This is a genomic window from Salinimicrobium sp. TIG7-5_MAKvit (assembly GCF_049569215.1).
In the GTDB taxonomy this organism is placed as follows: Bacteria; Bacteroidota; Bacteroidia; order Flavobacteriales; family Flavobacteriaceae; genus Salinimicrobium; species Salinimicrobium profundisediminis.
The window spans coordinates 486,849-506,940 of sequence record NZ_CP145903.1 but is presented as its reverse complement, the minus strand read 5'-3'; the positions used below and the strand labels follow the sequence as shown (position 1 = coordinate 506,940).

Here is a 20,092-nt window from a genome sequence, read left to right as displayed (position 1 = left end):
TATCCTCTTCCCCTTAAGGGAAAAGGATATTTTATCTATAAACCGATTATTTCTTATTGGATATCGAGGGCCTGCATCACAGCATCATGGTCGGAAATGTCAATGCTCATTTCATCTATAAATTCTGATGGTACAACTACAAATTTGAAGTATTGGTTTTGAAGGTAATCTTCACTTAAAGTTTCTAGATCAAAATTTCCGGTGATCAATACCTCCACGTCTTCGTCTGTGTGGTTAAAGGAGTACTGGATAATTCTTCCGTCTTCAAGAAAATAAGATTTTGGTAATAAATTCCATGTCTCCACGTTGTCTATAACTTCAAGTCTGTAAGCTAAAATGGCATCAGACTCATAAATTTCGACATCGGCGGGAATTTGGAAGAAGTGGTTGTATAAATTGAAGTCACTGTCAAAAGTGAAATTTCTGGCAGTCAGGTCTCCAAAAGTCTGTCCCAGGATATTGACTCCCGGTTGTCCCGGAGGGCCTTGTGGTCCAACTTCTCCATCGTCGGAGCAGGAGGTAAGGCTAAAACTGACTAGTGCAAAAAGAAAGAATATTTTTTTCATTTTTATTAGGATTTAGGTTTAGATTCAAATTCTATACTGGCCGAATTCACGCAGTAGCGCTGGCCGGTGTCGGTGGGGCCATCGTCAAAAACATGCCCAAGGTGACTGCCGCAGTTAGCACAAAGAATTTCAGTTCTAATCATGCCAAAGCTCCTGTCTTGTACGTATTCTATGGCGCCATCTAAAGCTTCGTCAAAACTGGGCCAGCCACAGTTGCTCTCAAATTTTTGGCCGCTTTCAAAGAGTTTGGCGTCACAGGCAGCACAGCAATAAGCTCCTTCCTGAAAGTGCATGTTATATTTTCCTGAATGAGGCGCTTCTGTACCTTTTTCGCGCAGTACCCGGTATTGTTCTTCTGAAAGTTGCTTTCGCCATTCAGCTTCTGAGCGTTCTATGGGATATTTCTTGATCATATAATTTTGTTTTGTATAAATATTAAAATTAGGGGGTGTTGGCATTCTTAAACAATTGGTAAACTTTATTCCTGCTCTTTTTTCTTCGGAATAAAATCCATGGCAACCCCATTAATACAATGTCTTTTTCCGGTAGTATTTCGAGGTCCGTCATTAAAAACGTGGCCCAGGTGTCCGCCGCAATTGGCGCAAAGTACTTCTAAAGCGCTGAAGCCTCCCGTCCTGTCGGGCCTGTAGTCTACATTCTTTTCATCTACAGGGCGATCAAAACTTGGCCATCCGGTTCCGCTTTCAAATTTGTGGCGAGTTTTATACAATTCGTTACCACAGGCGGCACAAACAAAGGTTCCGGGTTCTTCAATACGGTTGAGTTTACTGGAAAAGGCCCTTTCGGTTCCTTTTTTTCGAAGCACCTGAAATTCTGCTGCAGTTAATTCCGATTTCCACTGGGCTTCAGTTTTGGAAACAGGATAGGTTTTTTGGTTTTTGGCCTCTTGCGCATTTGAGTTACAGCCAAGGCTAAAAACTAAAATTATAATAGAGATTGTAAGCTTCATAGTTTATTTACTACTGAAGATACAAGAACTATACCGAAAGAAAATCAACAATTTTCTTAATTACATCTGAATTACCTAATATGCGACGGTGGCCCAGGCCTTTGGTGGTCATGAGCTCACTATTTTCTAGCTTTTCATGAATATCATAAGCCGAACTGATGTGCACATCCACATCATCTTCATCATGAATAACAAGGGTGGGAATTTTGACTCCTTCCGCAGAAACTGCACCCGAGAGTTTATTCATATCTTCATCAAACTTCCTGTCAAAATAGCTTTTCATTTTGTCTGCTACTTTGTTATTCATCTTCATGTTACGCGCAAATTCACGGGTAATGTGCGTAATGCTGTTCGCTGTACCTATAATGACCAGTTTTTTAACGGGCAGGCCATTAGAAACTGCTTTTAGAGAAGCCATGCCGCCCAGGGAATGCCCTATGGCTGCTTCAAAAGGTCCGTATTTTTTTTCCAAGACTTCAATAGCTTCTATGAAGTGAGGCATCATGCTCATTTTTCCCGATGCTTTTCCATGAGCCGGGGCATCAAAACTCACCACAGCAAAACCTGCTTTTATAAGGGCTTCGGCCATTACAGCGAGTTGGGTGCCGCGGCCGCTCCAGCCGTGAGAAAGCAGTATTTTGCGGGAAGATTCGCCGTATTGGTAAACTACAATCTCCCGTTGAAAATGAGGAAGGACTAACTTTTCCTGCTTACTTTCTCTGTCCATTTTCTTTTCCCGTTCCGGAAGTTTGTACCTGAAAGGGGTTAGAAAAAGTCGGGCCGCAAACCTACTGGCCAAAAAAGGGGAAAGGGTGGTAAGTATTTTTCCTGTGGCCAAAATATAGGAGGGAACCAGGAGCCTCTGCACAGGAGTTTGATCTTTTTTTTGTTGTGTCATAAAAGGGAGAAAGTGTGCAAGGTACGAATATGAATCTTTACGGGGCAAGCTGTACAGCGCCTTTTCAAGATTGGCAGGTATTTTGTTAAACCTAATTTAAAGCTTCAAGTGGAGCCGGTTCGATTTATTAACTTTAACAAAAATAAAACTATCATGAAATTGAGACAAATAACTATAGTGGCTAGTTTTTTACTCCTGTTGGCAGGATGTAAAACGAACCCTTTTACCGGTGAAAGAAACCTGAATTTTGTTTCTAACTCGCAGATTTTTCCGGCTTCCTTCCAGCAGTATAACGAAGTTTTGGCGCAGAGTGAGGTGGTTAAAAATACTTCGGAAGCAAGAATGATCGAGAATGTAGGAAGAAAAATTGCTGTTGCTGCAGAAAGGTATCTAAATGCCAATGGCTACCAGGGATATCTTGATGGCTATGAATGGGAATATTCTTTGATAAAGGATGACCAGGTGAACGCCTGGGCTATGCCTGGTGGTAAGATTGCCTTTTATACTGGTATCATGCCTATTGCCCAAAATGAAACAGGGGTTGCTGCCATTATGGCTCACGAGGTAGCCCACGCCGTGGCCAATCACGGGGCACAACGTATGAGTGCCGCACAGCTACAACAGGTAGGGGGCGCAGTTGTAGGAGCTGCAGTTGGTGGTAAGAGTGAAAGTACCCAACAAATTATAGCACAGGCTTACGGTCTTGGTACCAACCTTGGCGGAATGTTGCCTTTTAGCCGAAGCCATGAAAGTGAAGCAGACAGGATTGGTTTAACGCTTATGGCTATTGCCGGTTATGATCCGGCTGAGGCTGCCAACCTTTGGAGAAGGATGGCGCAGCAAAGTGGAGGGCAATCACAGCCAGAGTTTCTAAGTACGCACCCTAATCCTCAAACCCGTATTAACAACATAGAACAATGGGCTCCCCAGGCTAAAGCCGAGGCCCAGAAGTACGGAGTAACTTCTTTTAAATAGAGGTCTTAAAAAAAACAGTATTTTAGGAGCTGCCAATTTTGGCAGCTCTTTTAATTTGTTACTCCATGAAACAACTCCCCAAGGGAAGTAAAAAATTGCTCAATGCCTGGGCTTTTTACGACTGGGCAAATTCGGTTTATAGCCTTGTAATAGCTTCTACCATATTCCCTATTTTCTATGCTGCTCTCACTATCGTGAAAAATGAAGAAGGCAGGGTGATACAGGATACTGTGCAGCTTTTTGGTTTTAACTTCAACAACGATTCCCTCATTAGTTACGTGACCGCCATGGCATTTATGCTGGTGGCTGTGATAAGCCCGTTCCTCTCGGGGATTGCAGACTATGTGGGGAATAAAAAGAACTTCCTGAAATTCTTCTGTTACCTTGGCGCCCTGTCTTGCATAGGGTTATTCTGGTTTAGTCTTGAAAACCTCATTTTTGGGCTGGTCTGTTATTTTCTTGCATTGGTGGGATTCTGGGCCAGCCTTGTCTTTTATAATTCATACCTGCCCGATATTGCCTTTCCTAACCAACAGGATAAGGTAAGTGCAAAAGGATTTTCTTTGGGGTATGTTGGGAGTGTTATCCTGCTCATCCTGTGTCTTATGCTGGTACTAAACTATGAGTGGTTTGGGTTTGAAAGTGAAGCCATGCCCACCCGTATTTCATTTGTGCTTACCGGCATCTGGTGGATTGGGTTTAGCCAGATCACTTATTATTATCTTCCAAAAGGCAACAAGAAAGAAAAGCTCACGCGAGATGTACTTTTTAACGGGTACAAAGAAATTAGAATGATCTGGAGGTCTTTTGAAAATAATCTTCAGTTAAAGAAGTATCTGCGGGCCTTTTTCGTGTACAGTATGGCGGTACAAACCGTGATGTTGATCGCCACTTACTTTGGCATAGAAGAAGTGAACTGGACAGGGCAGGATGCAACAACGGGATTAATTGTAAGTATACTATTAATACAGCTGGTGGCTGTGGCAGGAGCAACTATTACCTCCCGGCTCTCTTCAAAAATGGGAAATATTGAGACTCTTATCCTGGTAAATGTACTGTGGATTGGTATTTGCGTTTATGCGTTTTTTGTGAGAACCCCCATGCAGTTCTATATCGCTGCAGGGCTGGTGGGGCTGGTAATGGGCGGTATACAAACCCTTTCGCGATCCACCTACTCAAAAATGCTTCCCGAAGGTACGTCAGATACCACTAGTTACTTCAGTTTTTATGATGTTTCAGAAAAAATAGGCATTGTGATAGGGATGTCCCTTTATGGCTTGGTTACACAGGTATTTGGGAGCATCAGGTATTCTATTCTTTTTCTTACAGCCTTCTTTTTGATTGGAGTATTTTTATTGCTGAAGGTGCCTCGTACGGGGAAACTTTCAAAAAAAGAAGCGGCTTAAAAACCCCTTTTTGACACCCTGCCGGGATGAGGTCTTTAAACCGCAGTTACTTCTGAAGTTTTAGTTTTTGCTGATAGATCCAGAACCCATGGTCCTGAAATCCTCTTTTTTAGGATTTCCCCTGTATTCGATATCTCCCGAACCCGGAGTGCTGGCTTTTAAAGATTCTGACGCATAAACCTGAATATCTCCCGATCCTGTTACCATTGCAGAAACGTTTTTACACCTAAAATCGAAAGCACTTATATCTCCAGATCCTGTTACCTTGCAATCAAAATCTTCGGCCTTGCCAGAGAGGTCAATATCCCCCGATCCTGTAATACTTGCTGAAGCATTCCTGGTTTCAACCGGAAGTTTTACATTACCCGAACCGGTGATGTTGATAGAAAAATTGCTGGATTTCACCAGGTCATTGGAGCGTATGTCGCCAGACCCTGTTAAACTTACCTCTTCAATATCTGTAAAAGGAACGGTAATGGTAATGCCCTTATTTCGGGAAGGATTTAAAGAATAGCCTTTTTCGACTGAAATTTTGAGCCTTCCGCTACTAACTTCGGTTTCAATATGCTGTTGCAGGTTCTCTTCAGCCTCGATCTTTAAACTTCCTTCCCTGCCTTTTACCAGGATCACATCCATAGAGCCGGTAAGCGATACTGCCTCATAACTTGGTACTGTCCTGGTTTTTGAAACCATATTCCCGTTGCCGTCTATTTTTTTGGTTCCCTGCCACCATTGTGCCTGGGTTGCGGTGATACAAAAGAGGGCTACAAAAAGTGTTGATAATAATTTTTTCATGATTATTGTTTTTTGGGTGATTGATGTTCTTTAAATATTAATCGGTAAAGGAAACACTGCCATAGCTGGAATCTACATAGATTTTTCCTCCTGTATTTTCGGTGCGGTGGTATCCCTGGTAATAATTATCGCTGCCGCTTTGGTTGCGTTTATTTACAGTGAAGTTACTGTTATTTACTCCATTAACACCTCCATAAGCCGTTTTTATCTCAAAGCTAAAAGGGGCTTCCCTGTCATATCCCAGCTTCACTCCCGTGTAATCGCTGTTGATATTGATGTCTTTAAAGCTGGGCATGATCTTTTGAATTACCAGTGAACCGTAATCCATATTGAGATTGAGGCTGCCGTACAAAAGTCCAAGTTTTATTCCCAGGTAATCGCCTTCTCCTTTCATGTTCTTTAATTTTTCCACTTTTAGGGAGCCGTAGTCGTTGTTGAAAGATAGATGTTCTACTTTTAGAATGTTGGAATCTGTATAATCGGCACTCAGGTTCAGGGTTCCGGCTTCATCAATAGTGAACTCAGAGTAATCTGCGTTGATCCTGGCACGTTTTACATAGCCAATGCTGCTGTTTCGGGTGTAGTCAAAATCCAGCTCATTGTTGTTCCCGTAAAGTTCGCCTATCATGATCTTTCCGTAGTCACAGGAGATTTGAGCATCACCTTTCAGCTTGTCGAGGTTAATGCTTCCGTAGTCATTAGAGAGATCTACGCTGTTGGTCACCGGGGCTTTCACCCTGTAATTGATCTCTATGTTGACATTGCTGCTGCTACCGCCAAAAAGGCTTCCCCAAAAAGAATTGTTATTGTTTTTCTCAAGTATGGTTCTTGCTGTTACCTGCCCACTGGTTTGATTAAAAGCAACATCAATTTCCCTTAGGCGCTGTTCTACTTTTTCTTCGTCATTCCCGTTGGTGCGAACAATGACATCTATTTCTACCCGGTTCTGGTTCCAGGTTACGATGTCGATGTTGCCATAGCTATTGGAGATCTTCAGCATGTCATTGGACGAGACTTTAAATTCTTTTTTTACGCGCTTTTGTTTGGTGTACTTTCCTCTAAGATCTCCTTCTGCACAGGCTACTGCTGGGATAAGGAAGAGGACGATCAAAGCCTTATATAGTTTTGTTTTCATGATTTGTGTTTTTTAGGGTATTTATATCATTTACTTTTTCAAGTACCATTTTTAACAGGTCAATTCTTTTTTGAAAATTTGTTATCATAGCGTAGATCACTCTTTGATCGTGGCCGCTTTTTCCCAGGTCTTTTTTTAAGGTTTCATAATCTTTTTCAAGGATGTCCAGTTGAGTTAGGGCATCATTGATCACTGCTTCATTTTCTGGTGTTTTTTGCTCCTTTAATGCGGCTAGCTCAGTTCTTATAACCGAGGAATAGAATTCCTGGGTTTGCTTCATCTCTGGTGAAACATTTGCCAGTTCCTGTTCTCCCGTAAAGGGGTTGTTAAATATCCCCTGGAAGATGAGCACAGCCACAAGAAAACTTGCTGCTACTGCCATCACAGGTAGCCGCAGGCTAATTAATCCGTTGTGCCTGGGTTTCTTTATTGGAGGGCGTTGCCGTAGTTTTTCCCTGAAGCGATCTTCATGCCGTGGTGTAGGCTCGGCAATATCGAAATCCAGCCCCTCAAAAAGGTCCTTTAAATCGTTATCATTTTTCATAGCTCAGTAATTTGGTGCGTAGGCTTTCTTTAGCCCGTGAAATTGTTGTTCTGCAATTGGCGTAGGTAATGTTTAAGATTTCACATATCTCTTCGTAATCATAACCTTCAATTAAATGGAGGGTTAAGGCTACCCGGTAATTTTCTTTTAAAGATTCCATGGTCTTTAAGATCATCTTTACTTTTGGATTCTGCTCTTCTTCTTCGGAAGCTATCCCTGCCGATTCATCGGCTGCATGCTTAAATTGGTCGTGGTATTCCACTTCAGTATACCGGGTGTTTTTATTGTACACTCCTATGCTGTGGTTTACCACTATCCTTTTAAGCCATGCGCCAAATGTTGATGTCCCTTCAAAAGTGTCAAGTTTGTCAAAGGCTTTTAAGAAGCATTCCTGCATAATATCTTCAGCTTCCGCAGAGTCTTTAACAATACGCAGCGCCACGTTGTACATCGCTTTGCTGTACTTGTTGTACACTTTCATTTGGGCACGCTCGTCTCCCCGGCGGCATTTCTCCAAAAGCTCATCAATATGTGTGGTGGTTAGTGTCAAAATCTAAAAGCTTTACTATAAAGATGGGGTAGAACAAAGTTTGTTACAGTTTTGCAGAATTTTCTTTTAATTGATTTTCTGAACGTTGGCATAACAATTGAAATAATGTGTCTAAAATGTGCTTTAAATGCCTGTTATACAGCATGAGTAAAGGTAGTAAAGTAACTAAATAGATTGTGATATAATAACTGCAGTGACAGTTTGACTTAAAAACAGATATGGGCAGAACAAAATTTAAAAATCTTGACAGTCTGTCATTACAGGGAATAGATGAAGATGCAGAATTGATTCCCCTAATGACCCCTGAAGATGAAGAAGAAATAAATAAGGAAGACCTTCCTGAAATATTACCTATTTTACCCTTGAGAAATACAGTGCTATTTCCCGGGGTGGTAATACCTATCACGGCAGGTCGCGATACTTCTATAAAACTTATTAATGAAGCCAATAACGATACTAAAGTTATTGGGGTGGTTTCTCAAAAAGATGAGAAGGTAGAAAATCCTACCGCACAGGACATCAATAAAATTGGGGTAGTTGCGAGGATTCTTAGGGTGCTTAAAATGCCCGATGGAAATACCACCGTGATCATCCAGGGTAAAAAACGGTTTGAAGTAGATGAAGTAATTGCCGATAAGCCATTTTTGAAGGCCAGGATCATTGAAGTGCCCGAGGCACGTCCTGCCGAAGAAAATGAGGAGTTTAAAGCCATTATTGATTCTATCAAAGAACTGGCTTTACAAATTATAAAGAACAGCCCAAACATTCCTTCGGAAGCTTCTTTCGCGATTCAGAATATTGAGAGTCCTTCGTTCCTGATCAATTTTGTTTCTTCAAACATGAATCTTTCAGTAGAGGAGAAACAGAAGCTACTTGAAACGAATGATCTTAAAGAACGTGCACTTTCCACGCTTAAGTTTATGAATGTGGAGTATCACAAGCTGGAACTTCGCAATGACATCCAGAGCAAGGTGCAAAGTGACATGAGCCAGCAGCAGCGGGAATATTTTCTTCACCAGCAAATGAAGACCATTCAGGAAGAACTGGGTGGTGTTTCTCATGAAGGGGAAGTTGAGGAAATGCGCGCCAGGGCGAAAAAGAAGAAATGGCCTGAAAATGTAAAAGAACACTTCACTAAAGAATTGTCTAAAATGCAGCGGATGAATCCGCAGGTGGCCGAGTATTCCATTCAGCGGAATTATCTGGACCTGTTCCTGGACCTGCCGTGGAACGACTTCAGCAAAGATAAATTTGACCTTAAGCGAGCCCAGCGTATTCTTGACCGTGATCACTATGGCCTTGAAGATGTGAAGGAAAGGATTATAGAATACCTTGCGGTTCTTAAGTTGAGAAATGACATGAAATCTCCTATTTTATGTCTCTACGGGCCCCCGGGAGTTGGTAAGACCAGCCTGGGCCGTTCTGTTGCCGAAGCTTTGGGTAGAGAATATGTGCGGGTTTCCCTGGGCGGACTTAGAGATGAAGCCGAAATAAGGGGACATAGAAAAACTTACATCGGTGCTATGCCTGGAAGGATTATTCAGTCTCTCAAAAAGGCAGGAACCAGCAACCCTGTTTTTGTTCTTGACGAAATTGATAAACTGAGTATAGGTCATAGCGGAGATCCTTCTTCAGCTTTACTGGAGGTGTTGGATCCTGAACAAAACAGTGAATTTCACGACAATTTCCTGGAGATGCCCTTTGACCTTTCCAAAGTGATGTTCATAGCTACAGCAAATAATTTGGGTAACATTCAGCCGGCCCTGCGTGACAGGATGGAGATCATCAACGTGACCGGGTATACCATTGAAGAGAAAGTTGAGATTGCGAAACAGCATTTACTTCCGAAGCAGTTAAAAGAACACGGCCTTACCAAAGACAACCTGAAGATTGGCAAAAAACAACTGGAGAAGATAGTTGAAGGTTACACCAGGGAATCTGGTGTGCGTAGCCTTGAAAAGCAGATTGCCAAAATGGTGCGATATGCCGCCAAGAACATGGCGATGGAAGAGGAGTATAACGTTAAGATCAAAGATTCGGATATTCTTGATGTTTTGGGCAGCCCCAAACTCGAGCGCAACAAATATGAAGATAACGAGACTGCCGGGGTGGTTACAGGCCTGGCCTGGACGCAGGTAGGAGGAGATATCCTGTTTATTGAATCTATTCTTTCTAAAGGAAAAGGCTCCCTCAATATTACCGGGAACCTGGGGAAAGTGATGAAAGAATCGGCTACCATTGCTTTGGAATATATTAAAGGAAATGCTGAAGCCCTTGGGATAGACCCCGAGGTAATGGAGAAATATAATGTTCACATTCACGTGCCCGAAGGTGCTACTCCAAAAGATGGTCCCAGTGCAGGAATTACAATGCTTACTTCCCTTGTGTCGTTATTCACCCAGCGAAAAGTGAAGAAAAGCATCGCCATGACGGGAGAGATCACCTTGCGGGGTAAAGTGCTTCCGGTGGGCGGGATCAAAGAAAAGATCCTCGCTGCAAAAAGGGCCCACATTAAAGAGATCATACTTTGTGTAGAAAACCGAAGGGATATAGAAGATATTAAAGAAGAATATCTTAATGGCCTTACTTTTCATTATGTGAAGGAAATGTCTGAGGTCATTGACCTGGCTATCCTCGATGAGAAGGTTAAAAATCCTAAACAGTTATAGAAAGTAATTGAAATTAGGCCCCGCTAACAGCGGGGCTTTTTTTGTTTAAGAACGATTTCCTTTTAAACCTGTAAGAAATACCTATTTTTGCAGAGGTGCCAAAAATGGCATTTTTGAGAGTCTTTATTTCTGGCTCTTTAAGCTGAAGAACCAACATTTATGACCAGAAAGATCACCATTGCAATAGACGGGTTTTCATCAACAGGTAAAAGTACCGTGGCAAAGCAGCTAGCCAAAGAGTTAGGCTATGTGTACGTAGATACTGGCGCGATGTATAGGGCAGTTACCCTTTATGCGCTGCGGAAAAAATTTATTTCTGAAAATAATTTTGATGTTGCCGGACTTATAGCCGATCTTTCTCTTATAAAACTGAAGTTTATCTTTAATCCTGAAGTGGGTTTTGGTGAAATGTACTTAAATGGTGAGAATGTGGAAAAAGAAATTCGCCAAATGCAGGTTTCCCACTATGTGAGTAAGATTGCAGCGGTGCCACAGGTGCGGGAAATGCTGGTTGCACAACAACAGGAAATGGGCAGGGAAAAAGGCATTGTAATGGATGGGCGTGATATTGGGACAGTAGTTTTTCCAAATGCCGAGCTTAAAATTTTCATGACAGCCAGCGCCCGGGAGCGTGCCCAGAGAAGGTTCAAGGAGCTTTCTGAAAGGGGAGAAGAAGTGACTTACCAGGAGGTGCTTGAAAATGTTGAAGAAAGAGACCTTTTAGACACCACAAGAAAAGATTCGCCCCTTGTAAAAGCAGAAGACGCAAAAGAAATAGACAACTCCCACCTCACCCTGGAAGGACAATTTGAGAAGATCCTCGAGTTGTACGATGAGGCAATAAACAATTAGCAAGCATTAAATTCCAGGCACCAAATTCCAAAATTTTAATTTGAAGATTTGGGAATTTGAAAATTTGAAGATGAATCCTTTTGGCCGCTCTCGTTGCTATTAAATAAGGTTTCAAAAATGACATTTTAAGAAGGTAATTCGAAGATTTGGAAATATGTGTATATCTGCGAAATCAGCGGGAAATATGAATGATTCAAAAGATTCGTGAATTCGTGGCTAAAGCCACATTTAAAATGTGATGCAAAGACCATCTTAGAATCCACATTATACAAAATACATTATCCAATTTCTGATTCTCATATCTCATATCTCAAATCTAAAATCTCATATCTAAATATTGACAATTGTCAATATTAGTTGTATTTTTGCACTCCTTTTAGCAATAGGTCGGGAGACTAAAAGGGTTGAAAATCAATATTATAAACACTTCTGTGTTCTTTTATTGCAAATATCTTCCGGAAGAATACAGGATACAAATTAATTATCAGCAATGGCTGAAGAAACAAAAAATCAAGAAGTTCAGGGTTCTGAAAACGCTGAAATTCAACCGGTAGCAGGTATGGAGACTAAGTCTCAACCTGATGCAGAGGTACAGCAACAAGATCCTGAGCAATTCTTAAAGGAATTCAACTGGCACAACTACGAAGAAGGAATTGATCCTATCGACGATCAAAAGCTGGAAGAATTTGAAAAGCTTGTAGCAGAAAATTTCGTTGACACTTTACATGATGAAGTAGTTACCGGAAAAGTGATCAACATTACAGATCGTGATGCGATCATTGACATCAATGCAAAAAGTGAAGGTGTAATTTCTCTTAATGAGTTCCGTTACAACCCAGATCTTAAAGTTGGAGATGAAGTAGAGGTATTGATTGATGTTCGTGAAGACGCTACAGGACAGTTGATCCTTTCTCACCGTAAGGCTCGTGTTATTATGGCATGGGATCGTGTGAACAAAGCACACGACGAAAGTCTTATTGTGAACGGTTACGTGAAATGTCGCACAAAAGGTGGTATGATCGTAGACGTATTTGGTATTGAAGCTTTCCTTCCTGGTTCACAAATCGATGTGAAACCAATCAGGGATTACGATGCATACGTAGGTAAAACAATGGAATTCAAAGTCGTGAAGATCAACCACGAATTTAAGAACGTTGTTGTATCTCATAAAGCACTTATCGAAGCCGATATCGAAGAGCAGAAAAAAGAGATCATTGGGCAGCTTGAAAAAGGTCAGGTACTTGAAGGTACTGTTAAGAACATCACTTCTTACGGTGTATTCGTTGACCTTGGAGGTGTTGACGGACTTGTTCACATCACCGATCTTAGCTGGTCACGTATCAACCATCCAAATGAGATCGTTGAACTTGATCAAAAACTGAACGTTGTTATCCTTGACTTTGATGAGGCTAAAACAAGAATCCAGTTAGGTCTTAAACAACTTAGCAAACACCCATGGGAAGCTCTTGATGAGAACCTTAAAGTAGGTGACAAAGTAAAAGGTAAAGTAGTTGTGATCGCAGATTACGGTGCATTTATCGAAGTTGCTGAAGGTGTTGAAGGTCTTATCCACGTTTCTGAAATGTCATGGAGTACCCACCTGCGCTCAGCTCAGGACTTCGTGAACGTTGGAGATGAGGTTGAAGCTCAAATCCTTACTTTAGATCGTGAAGACAGAAAAATGTCTCTTGGTATCAAGCAATTGACTCCAGATCCATGGACTGACATCACTTCTAAATACCCGGTTGGTTCAAGACATACAGGTATAGTTCGTAACTTCACTAACTTCGGAGTGTTCGTAGAACTTGAAGAAGGAATTGACGGACTTATCTATATTTCTGACCTTTCATGGACCAAGAAGATCAAGCATCCAAGTGAATTCACTAACGTAGGTGATAAACTTGAGGTAGTTGTTCTTGAATTAGATGTAGAAGGACGTAAATTAAGCCTTGGTCACAAGCAAACTGAGTCTAACCCTTGGGATAAATATGAATCAGAATTCGCTGTAGGAACTACTCACACAGCTGCAATTACAGAGATCGTTGACAAAGGTGCGACTATAGACTTTAATGAAGATATCACTGCATTCGTTCCGCAACGTCACCTTGAAAAAGAAGACGGAAGCAAACTGAAGCAGGGAGAATCTGCAGAATTCCAAATCATTGAATTCAATAAAGAATTCAAGAGAGTGGTAGCATCTCACACTGCTATCCACAAGGAAGAAGAGCAGCAAATTGTAAAGCAGGCCCAAAAGAAAGCCGCTGCACAACAAGCTCAAAGCAACACTACTATTGGTGATGTTAACGCAGAACTTCAGGCGTTGAAAGATAAAATGGAAGGAAAAAACTAATTTCCTGAAATTTTTAAATATTTAAAACCTCTCCGGGAAACCGGAGAGGTTTTTTTATAGATAAAACCGGTTCATTTTATATTTAAGTTGCTTTAAATCAGCAAAATACCTATAAGAGGGTATTGCCTTGAGTGGAACTTTCGGGTAACTTTCTCGTTCATTTTAAAAACAGATGTTATGAAATTTCCATTATTAAAAGGTATTTATCTTCTTATGTTCTTAAGCGTATTTTTAGGGTGTGATTCAGAAGATGAAGACCGCGAGCCGCAATTACCCGAAGTAGTTACAGTAATTGATGAATCTGAAGCTGTTATCACCTATACTTCTGTCCAAATTTCAGGAACCGTTATGGAAACTGACAGTGAAATTCAGTCTTATGGGGTTGTTTGGGGTACCAATCCCAATCCCACTCTTGAAGATAATGTTGCATTGCCCGAAGGGCAAAGTGCTACCACCTCCATATCGAAAAGTACTCAAAAACAATCTGAAAGCTCTTTTGTTGTGAAAATTGAAGACCTCAATCCCGGGATCAATTATTACTTCAGAACCTTTGCTACAAATGAGGCGGGTACGGCTTATGGAGAGGAGCTGAGTATTGAAACAGATAGCCTGGAAGGATCTAAATGGGAAATTACTTACCATCATGATGAAGATACTTCCTGGATTGGCCATGTAGTTTTTCATGAAGACGGTACGGCTTTTTATACCGAACCCGCAGCACCCGGGGTATACGATCTATGGGGAGAGTGGAGTATTGAAGACAACGTGCTCACCTACGATATGATGGCGGATGATGAAGGAGAAAGCTATATCCTCACCGGTGAACTTCAGGAGAATGAGATGAGTGGAACATACACTTTTCTTACTTCCAACGGGATGACAAACCGGTCGTGGACTGCCACGCTCATAGAATAATTATAGATGATCAGGCGACAATATTGCAAATAATGCCTGGTAACTGCCATGAGAATGTACTGTGGAATGAGGATTTTAGAACAATTTTTGGATTTGGTTTAAAACGTTAAATAGATCTTCTTAAAATTTGGAATTACCCGAAACTCAGCTTGTGAAAATGCTGGAGAAGCCTTATCTTCAATAAAAACCAACCAATCATGTCCAAGACCATTATATTCAGGAATCGTCCTGCAGGGAAGCCTTCCGCTTCAGATTTTGAAACTGTTGAAGAGAACGACCCAAAGCCGGGAGAAGGAGAGATTCTGCTCAAAGCACTATATATTTCGGTAGATCCATATCTGCGTGGAAGAATGAGAAATGAAGAATCTTATATTCCTCCTTTCAAACTTAATGAGCCGCTGGAATCTATGGTGGTGGCCGAGGTCGTGGAAAGCAAGAACCAAAATTTTCAAAAAGGAGAGTATGTCTCAGGAATGCTAAAATGGAAGGAGCTGCAGGTATCTGCCGGTACCGGCTTGAACAGGGTAGATACCGAACTCGCACCTTTACCAGCCTTTCTTGGCGTGCTGGGATTAACGGGGCTAACTGCTTACCTGGCTCTCGATAAAATTGGGCGGCTTAAACCTGGAGAGACTCTTGTAGTTTCGGGTGCAGCCGGCGCTGTGGGAAGCATAGCCGGGCAAATTGGAAAGATCAAAGGCTGCATGGTAGTAGGAATTGCCGGTAGCGATGAAAAAGTAAAACATCTGGAAGAAAAATTTGGCCTTGACAAAGGACTAAACTATAATAAAGAGGAGGATATGGCCGACGCCATTAGAAGGATTTGTACCGATGGGGTAGATGTCTACTTTGACAATGTTGGAGGTGAAATTCTGGATGCCGTGTTGCAAACCATCAATAAAGACGCCCGAATCATTAATTGTGGGGCGATATCTCTTTACAATGAAGCCGATGTGCCAACAGGACCACGTCCCGAAAATATTCTCATCAAAAAAACAGCTTTGATGCAGGGCTTTTTAATTCGTGATCACGCAAAAGACTTTGGAAGAGCGCTGCGGCAGTTAAGCAGCTGGTTAAAGGATGGAAACCTCGATTATGATGAAACTACCGTAGAAGGCTTTAATAAACTCCCTGAGGCGTTTATAGGTCTGTTTGAAGGGCGTAACATGGGTAAGATGGTCGTGAAGGTTTAACGCTCAAAGTTTAAGGTTTAAGGAAGTAAAAATCATATCCGGTAATGAAAAAATTTACCGGCAACTAACCCGCAACCTTGAAACCGGCAACCTCACAACCCACAACTTAAAAGGCGTAAAAGGCTCAGCCTAAATATTCTTTCCCCTGCATAATTTGCTCAAGCACTCTTTTGTGTACGTTTAGATCTTTTTCACTGTACAGTACAAAAATGATATTTTTGAGATGTTTAAAAGAAGAAATGCTTTCTATGATTTTTGTGAAAGCAACTTTTGCAGCGTCTTCTACAGGGTATCCAAAAATGCCGGTTGAGATAGCCGGAAAAGCAATAGAAGAAATTTGCTTCTCTTCAGCTAGTTCCAGGGCATTTGAATAACAGTTAGCCAACAACCTATCTTCCTCCGGCTGGTCCTGCCCGTAAACCGGCCCCAGGCAATGAATAACGTACTGGTTTGGGAGATTATACGCTTTTGTTATTACAGCTTCTCCGGGCTTTATAGGTGCCATTGGCCGGGCTTCACTAGCAAGCTCTGGTCCTGCGGCTGTGTGAATAGCTCCCGCGACTCCGCCGCCGGTTTCCAGCTGTGCATTGGCTGCATTGACCACTGCTTCACAATCTCCCTGATTCGCAATATCACCCTGTCGCAGCTCTATTGTTACTCCCGATATAGATTTTTTCATACTTCTCTAAAATAGCAAATTTTTATCCCTCTTCAAACGCTTCCTGATTTTAATCATGCTTTTCAATTGCTGTATTTTTTAATTTACAATAAATTAAATCAGAGTGTTATGAAAGATAAAGTTGTAATTATTACAGGTGCGGCCTCGGGAATAGGAGAGGCCACAGCTCTTCTTTTTGGCCGCGAAGGTGCTAAAGTTGTAGTTTCTGATATTAATTCTGAAGCAGGGGAGGAAGTAGTGAAACGCATTAAGAAATCGGGTGGTACAGCCAGTTTCTTTAAAGCAGATGTAGCCTCAGCTGCCGAAAATAAGGCCCTGGTCGATTTTGCTGTAAAAAATTACGGAAAGCTTGATATTGCTGTGAATAATGCAGGTATTGGGGGCGAGGCAAACAAGATTGGCGATATGAGCCTGGAGGGTTGGCACAGGGTGATCGATATCAACCTGCACAGCATTTTCTACGGAATGAAGTACCAAATCGCAGCTATGCTGAAAAATGGACAGGGGAGCATCATCAATATCTCTTCTATTTTAGGTAGTGTGGGCTTTGAAGGTTCTGCCGGGTATGTTGCTGCAAAACACGCTGCTGTGGGTTTAACTCGTAATGCGGCAATAGAATATTCTTCTCAGAAAATTAGGATCAATGCTGTGGGACCGGCATTTATTGACACTCCTTTGTTAGACCAGCTTGATGAGGATATAAAAAAACATTTGATTTCTTTACATCCCATAGGACGATTAGGCAGGAGCAATGAAGTAGCTGAATTGATCTTTTGGCTCGGTAGTGACAAAGCTTCATTTGCCACCGGTGCATATTATCCTATAGACGGCGGCTACCTGGCAAGATAAGATTGAAGTACGAAGGTAGAAGTACGAAGGTTGTATGTCCCTGATATAGGTTGACCACTAAAATCAACTTATATGAAAGCAAACATTCGCTCGGTAAAGAAGCACAGACATTATTCCTTAGAGTTTAAAAAACAAATTGTAGCAGACTTTGAAAGTGGAGACTATAGTGTTCCTCAGCTTGAGAAGCTACACGGTGTAAGTAATAACTCCATTTATAGCTGGATTTATAAATTTTCTACCTTTAACGAGAAAGGTTTTAGAGTTGTAGAAATGAAAGACAGTAGCGAAAAAAAGATGCAGGAAATGGCATCCCGGATCAAGGAACTTGAAGCTGCTTTAGGACGTAAACAGATCCAGGTAGAGTATTTTGAAAAAATGATCGAATTAGCCAAGACAGAGCTGGATATCGACATTAAAAAAAACTACAGCACCCCACAATCACATGGTTCAGGGAAAACAAAAAACAAATAAGTTTTTCTATGAATCAACTTTATGAAAGTGTTGGAATCAGTAAACAGGCTGTACATCAATATGCGCGAAGACAGACTTTATTTGATCGTCGCTTGATGGAGTTAATGTCTGAAGCCGATGATATTCGTAGAGACCATCCTGGTTGTGGGGTGGAGAAAATGTATTATACCTTAAAGCCTAATTTTATTGGAAGAGATCGCTTTGTTGAGACTTTTATGCAATTAGGTTATCGTCTCAAAAGGAAAAAGAACTACAGGCGTACTACCATTGCAGGTAGCATCTACTATCCCAATAAAATAAAAGGCATAGAGATCAATGCACCTTCGGTAGTATGGCAAAGCGATATTACTTACTACAGGGTAGGAGATAGATTTTATTATGCAGTCTTTATTATAGATGTTTACACTAAGAAAATAGTGGGTTATGAAGTCTCCGATCACATGAGAGGGACAGCAAACCTAAAGGCTTTAAAGATGGCTTTAAAAGATAATAAAGCTCCAAAAATCCATCACTCAGATCGTGGAAGCCAGTACACTTATAAGTCTTACACAGATCTTTTAAAATCAAATAAAACAACTATAAGTATGGCTTTAAGCGCCCAGGACAATGCCTATGCCGAAAGGATTAACAGAACAATTAAAGAAGAGTATCTGGATCATTGGAAGCCAAAAACCTTTAATCAGCTCAAGAGCCAGATAAATAAAGCAGTGAACAACTATAACAACAAAAGATCACACGATCATCTGGGGAAAAGAAATCCAGAAAAGTTCATTAATTATTGGTTAACCCTTAAAACAAAAGACCGTCCAATAATTACTATTTTTGATAATGAAAATTAATATCTAAAACCGGTCAACACTAATCAGGGAAGTTCAGGTTATATAAAATTTGGAAGTACGAAGTGTTTAAAAAATGAAAGAGTCTACTCCAACAGGAATAGACTCTTTCATTTAAAAATATTTTTGCGGGACACTATCCCGTAAAGTGTGTAAGTTTTAAATAAAGGGGTTTGACTTTTTATCTAAAGTTGAACCCTTTCTTCGTATATAGTCAAGAACTGATTGAGGACGATTCCCCAATTTCTAATGGGCATAGACCATTTTTTGGTTGCTTCCCTCAGAGCCAAATATACAGATTTCATTACAGCATCATCGGTTGGGAAGGATAATTTGTTTTTAGTGTACTTTCTGATCTTACCATTCAGGTTCTCAATAAGATTGGTGGTGTAAATGATTCGCCTGATCTCCAGCGGGAACTCATAAAAGACGGTAAGGTCTTCCCAGTTGTCCCTCCAGCTTTTTATCGCATAAGAATACTTAGAGTTCCATTGGGTGGCAAAATCTTCCAAGGCAGCTTCTGCGGCTTGTTTGGTAGGTGCATCGTATATCAACTTCATATCCCTGGTAAAGGCTTTTTTATCTTTCCAAACTACATACCTACAGGCGTTTCTGATCTGGTGAACCACACAGATTTGAGTTTTAGACTGTGGAAAAACATTCTTAATGGTATCCGTAAATCCATTGAGATTATCAGTGGCAGTGATTAAAATGTCCTCAACTCCCCGGGCTTTCATATCGGTCAATACGCTCATCCAGAAGGCGGCAGATTCATTCTTTCCTAACCAAAGGCCAAGAACTTCCTTTTTACCATCTCTTCTAAGGCCTACAGCTATGTAAATGGTTTTGTTGACTACCTTAGAGTTCTCTCGAACCTTGAATACGATTCCGTCCATCCAAACGATCAGATACACAGGCTCTAAAGGACGATTTTGCCAGGCTACGATATCATTGCTGATTCTGTCTGTAATTCTGGATATAGTAGAAGTAGAGACATCAAAACCATACACCTCAGAGATTTGCTCCTCAATATCGCTATTGCTCATTCCCTTTGCATATAGTGATACAATAACATTTTCAATCCCGTCCACCATGTTTTTTCGTTTGGGAACGATCATGGGATTAAAAGAGCCATCACGGTCGCGGGGAACCTTTATAGTGTCTTCACCGTAAGAGCTGCGAACCTTTTTCTGAGAATAACCGTTCCTGGTATTTCCAGATCCAGACTTTTGGTTCTTGTCGTAATCCAGATGGCCATCAAGTTCACCTTCAAGTATTTTCTCCAATCCTCGTTTTTGAAGTTGCTTGAGAAAGCTGCTAAGTTCTTCTCCGGATTTAAACTGTTTTAAAAACTCATCATCGAATAGATCTTCTTTTTTCATCAATGTGTAAATATTAGTGCCTGGATTTTGCAGGCAAGGTTAAAAAAATAACGGGGC

The 20,092-nt window shown here is 41.2% G+C and carries 20 protein-coding genes; 10 read left to right on the top strand and 10 right to left on the bottom strand.

The annotated features are described in order from the left end of the window. Positions 1-53: 53 nt before the first annotated feature. The 4 genes from V5739_RS02315 to V5739_RS02300 form a co-directional block, all read right to left on the bottom strand. Positions 54-566 carry a hypothetical protein gene (locus V5739_RS02315; protein WP_266069567.1) on the bottom strand — a complete coding sequence of 171 codons (513 nt, stop codon included), beginning with the start codon at positions 564-566 and terminating at the stop codon, positions 54-56. A gap of 5 nt (positions 567-571) precedes the next feature. Next, positions 572-979: a peptide-methionine (R)-S-oxide reductase MsrB gene (gene msrB, locus V5739_RS02310; protein ID WP_266069566.1), complete on the bottom strand. Its 408-nt coding sequence runs from the start codon at positions 977-979 to the stop codon at positions 572-574. Positions 980-1,044: 65 nt separating this feature from the next. After that, entirely contained in the window at positions 1,045-1,536 is a 492-nt protein-coding gene (gene msrB, locus V5739_RS02305) for a peptide-methionine (R)-S-oxide reductase MsrB (protein WP_423819499.1), read from the bottom strand. A 28-nt stretch (positions 1,537-1,564) separates the two neighbouring features. Continuing rightward, the gene (locus V5739_RS02300) at positions 1,565-2,434 is read right to left on the bottom strand and encodes an alpha/beta hydrolase (protein WP_423819498.1); all 870 of its coding nucleotides are present in this window, start codon (positions 2,432-2,434) and stop codon (positions 1,565-1,567) included. A 153-nt stretch (positions 2,435-2,587) separates the two neighbouring features. On the opposite strand from V5739_RS02300, the gene V5739_RS02295 reads away from it, so the two are divergent. Together V5739_RS02295 and V5739_RS02290 are read left to right on the top strand one after the other, a co-directional pair. After that, complete coding sequence (locus V5739_RS02295) at positions 2,588-3,409, top strand: M48 family metallopeptidase (protein ID WP_266069563.1); 822 nt, start codon at positions 2,588-2,590, stop codon at positions 3,407-3,409. Between the two features lie 65 nt (positions 3,410-3,474). Further along, positions 3,475-4,815: an MFS transporter gene (locus V5739_RS02290; protein ID WP_423819497.1), complete on the top strand. Its 1,341-nt coding sequence runs from the start codon at positions 3,475-3,477 to the stop codon at positions 4,813-4,815. A gap of 60 nt (positions 4,816-4,875) precedes the next feature. Here V5739_RS02290 and V5739_RS02285 read toward each other — a convergent pair whose 3' ends face one another. Genes V5739_RS02285 through V5739_RS02270 form a run of 4 tightly spaced genes read right to left on the bottom strand, consistent with a single transcriptional unit; the run spans position 4,876 to position 7,839 of the window. Beyond that, on the bottom strand, positions 4,876-5,610 hold the full coding sequence (locus tag V5739_RS02285; protein WP_423819496.1) for a head GIN domain-containing protein: 735 nt from the start codon (positions 5,608-5,610) through the stop codon (positions 4,876-4,878). 37 nt (positions 5,611-5,647) lie between these two features. Continuing rightward, entirely contained in the window at positions 5,648-6,745 is a 1,098-nt protein-coding gene (locus tag V5739_RS02280) for a hypothetical protein (RefSeq protein ID WP_423819495.1), read from the bottom strand. Further along, entirely contained in the window at positions 6,726-7,289 is a 564-nt protein-coding gene (locus V5739_RS02275) for a DUF4179 domain-containing protein (protein WP_423819494.1), read from the bottom strand. Before V5739_RS02275 ends, V5739_RS02280 begins: the two co-directional genes overlap by 20 nt. Beyond that, positions 7,279-7,839: an RNA polymerase sigma factor gene (locus V5739_RS02270; RefSeq protein ID WP_423819493.1), complete on the bottom strand. Its 561-nt coding sequence runs from the start codon at positions 7,837-7,839 to the stop codon at positions 7,279-7,281. Before V5739_RS02270 ends, V5739_RS02275 begins: the two co-directional genes overlap by 11 nt. Positions 7,840-8,057: 218 nt before the next feature. On the opposite strand from V5739_RS02270, the gene lon reads away from it, so the two are divergent. The 5 genes from lon to V5739_RS02245 all read left to right on the top strand — a co-directional run bounded on the left by lon (position 8,058) and on the right by V5739_RS02245 (position 15,818). Next, positions 8,058-10,508: an endopeptidase La gene (lon, locus tag V5739_RS02265; RefSeq protein ID WP_423819492.1), complete on the top strand. Its 2,451-nt coding sequence runs from the start codon at positions 8,058-8,060 to the stop codon at positions 10,506-10,508. A 159-nt stretch (positions 10,509-10,667) separates the two neighbouring features. Next, a complete protein-coding gene (gene cmk / locus V5739_RS02260; RefSeq protein WP_423819491.1) occupies positions 10,668-11,360 on the top strand; it encodes a (d)CMP kinase in 693 nt (230 codons plus the stop codon). A 490-nt stretch (positions 11,361-11,850) separates the two neighbouring features. Next, positions 11,851-13,710 (top strand): 30S ribosomal protein S1, encoded by a 1,860-nt coding sequence (rpsA, locus tag V5739_RS02255; protein WP_266069555.1) that lies wholly within the window; start codon positions 11,851-11,853, stop codon positions 13,708-13,710. Between the two features lie 177 nt (positions 13,711-13,887). Next, entirely contained in the window at positions 13,888-14,625 is a 738-nt protein-coding gene (locus V5739_RS02250) for a hypothetical protein (protein ID WP_423819490.1), read from the top strand. Between the two features lie 197 nt (positions 14,626-14,822). Continuing rightward, on the top strand, positions 14,823-15,818 hold the full coding sequence (locus V5739_RS02245) for an NADP-dependent oxidoreductase (protein ID WP_423819489.1): 996 nt from the start codon (positions 14,823-14,825) through the stop codon (positions 15,816-15,818). Between the two features lie 124 nt (positions 15,819-15,942). Here V5739_RS02245 and V5739_RS02240 read toward each other — a convergent pair whose 3' ends face one another. Continuing rightward, complete coding sequence (locus V5739_RS02240) at positions 15,943-16,497, bottom strand: macro domain-containing protein (RefSeq protein ID WP_423819488.1); 555 nt, start codon at positions 16,495-16,497, stop codon at positions 15,943-15,945. 108 nt (positions 16,498-16,605) lie between these two features. On the opposite strand from V5739_RS02240, the gene V5739_RS02235 reads away from it, so the two are divergent. From V5739_RS02235 to V5739_RS02225, 3 genes are all read left to right on the top strand, one after another. After that, positions 16,606-17,346 (top strand): SDR family NAD(P)-dependent oxidoreductase, encoded by a 741-nt coding sequence (locus V5739_RS02235; RefSeq protein WP_423819487.1) that lies wholly within the window; start codon positions 16,606-16,608, stop codon positions 17,344-17,346. Positions 17,347-17,418: 72 nt separating this feature from the next. Then, positions 17,419-17,817 (top strand): transposase, encoded by a 399-nt coding sequence (locus tag V5739_RS02230; RefSeq protein WP_423818826.1) that lies wholly within the window; start codon positions 17,419-17,421, stop codon positions 17,815-17,817. Positions 17,818-17,825: 8 nt separating this feature from the next. After that, entirely contained in the window at positions 17,826-18,656 is an 831-nt protein-coding gene (locus tag V5739_RS02225; protein WP_423818825.1) for an IS3 family transposase, read from the top strand. Between the two features lie 182 nt (positions 18,657-18,838). Here V5739_RS02225 and V5739_RS02220 read toward each other — a convergent pair whose 3' ends face one another. Then, a complete protein-coding gene (locus tag V5739_RS02220) occupies positions 18,839-20,035 on the bottom strand; it encodes an IS256 family transposase (protein ID WP_423818582.1) in 1,197 nt (398 codons plus the stop codon). Positions 20,036-20,092: the final 57 nt, after the last annotated feature.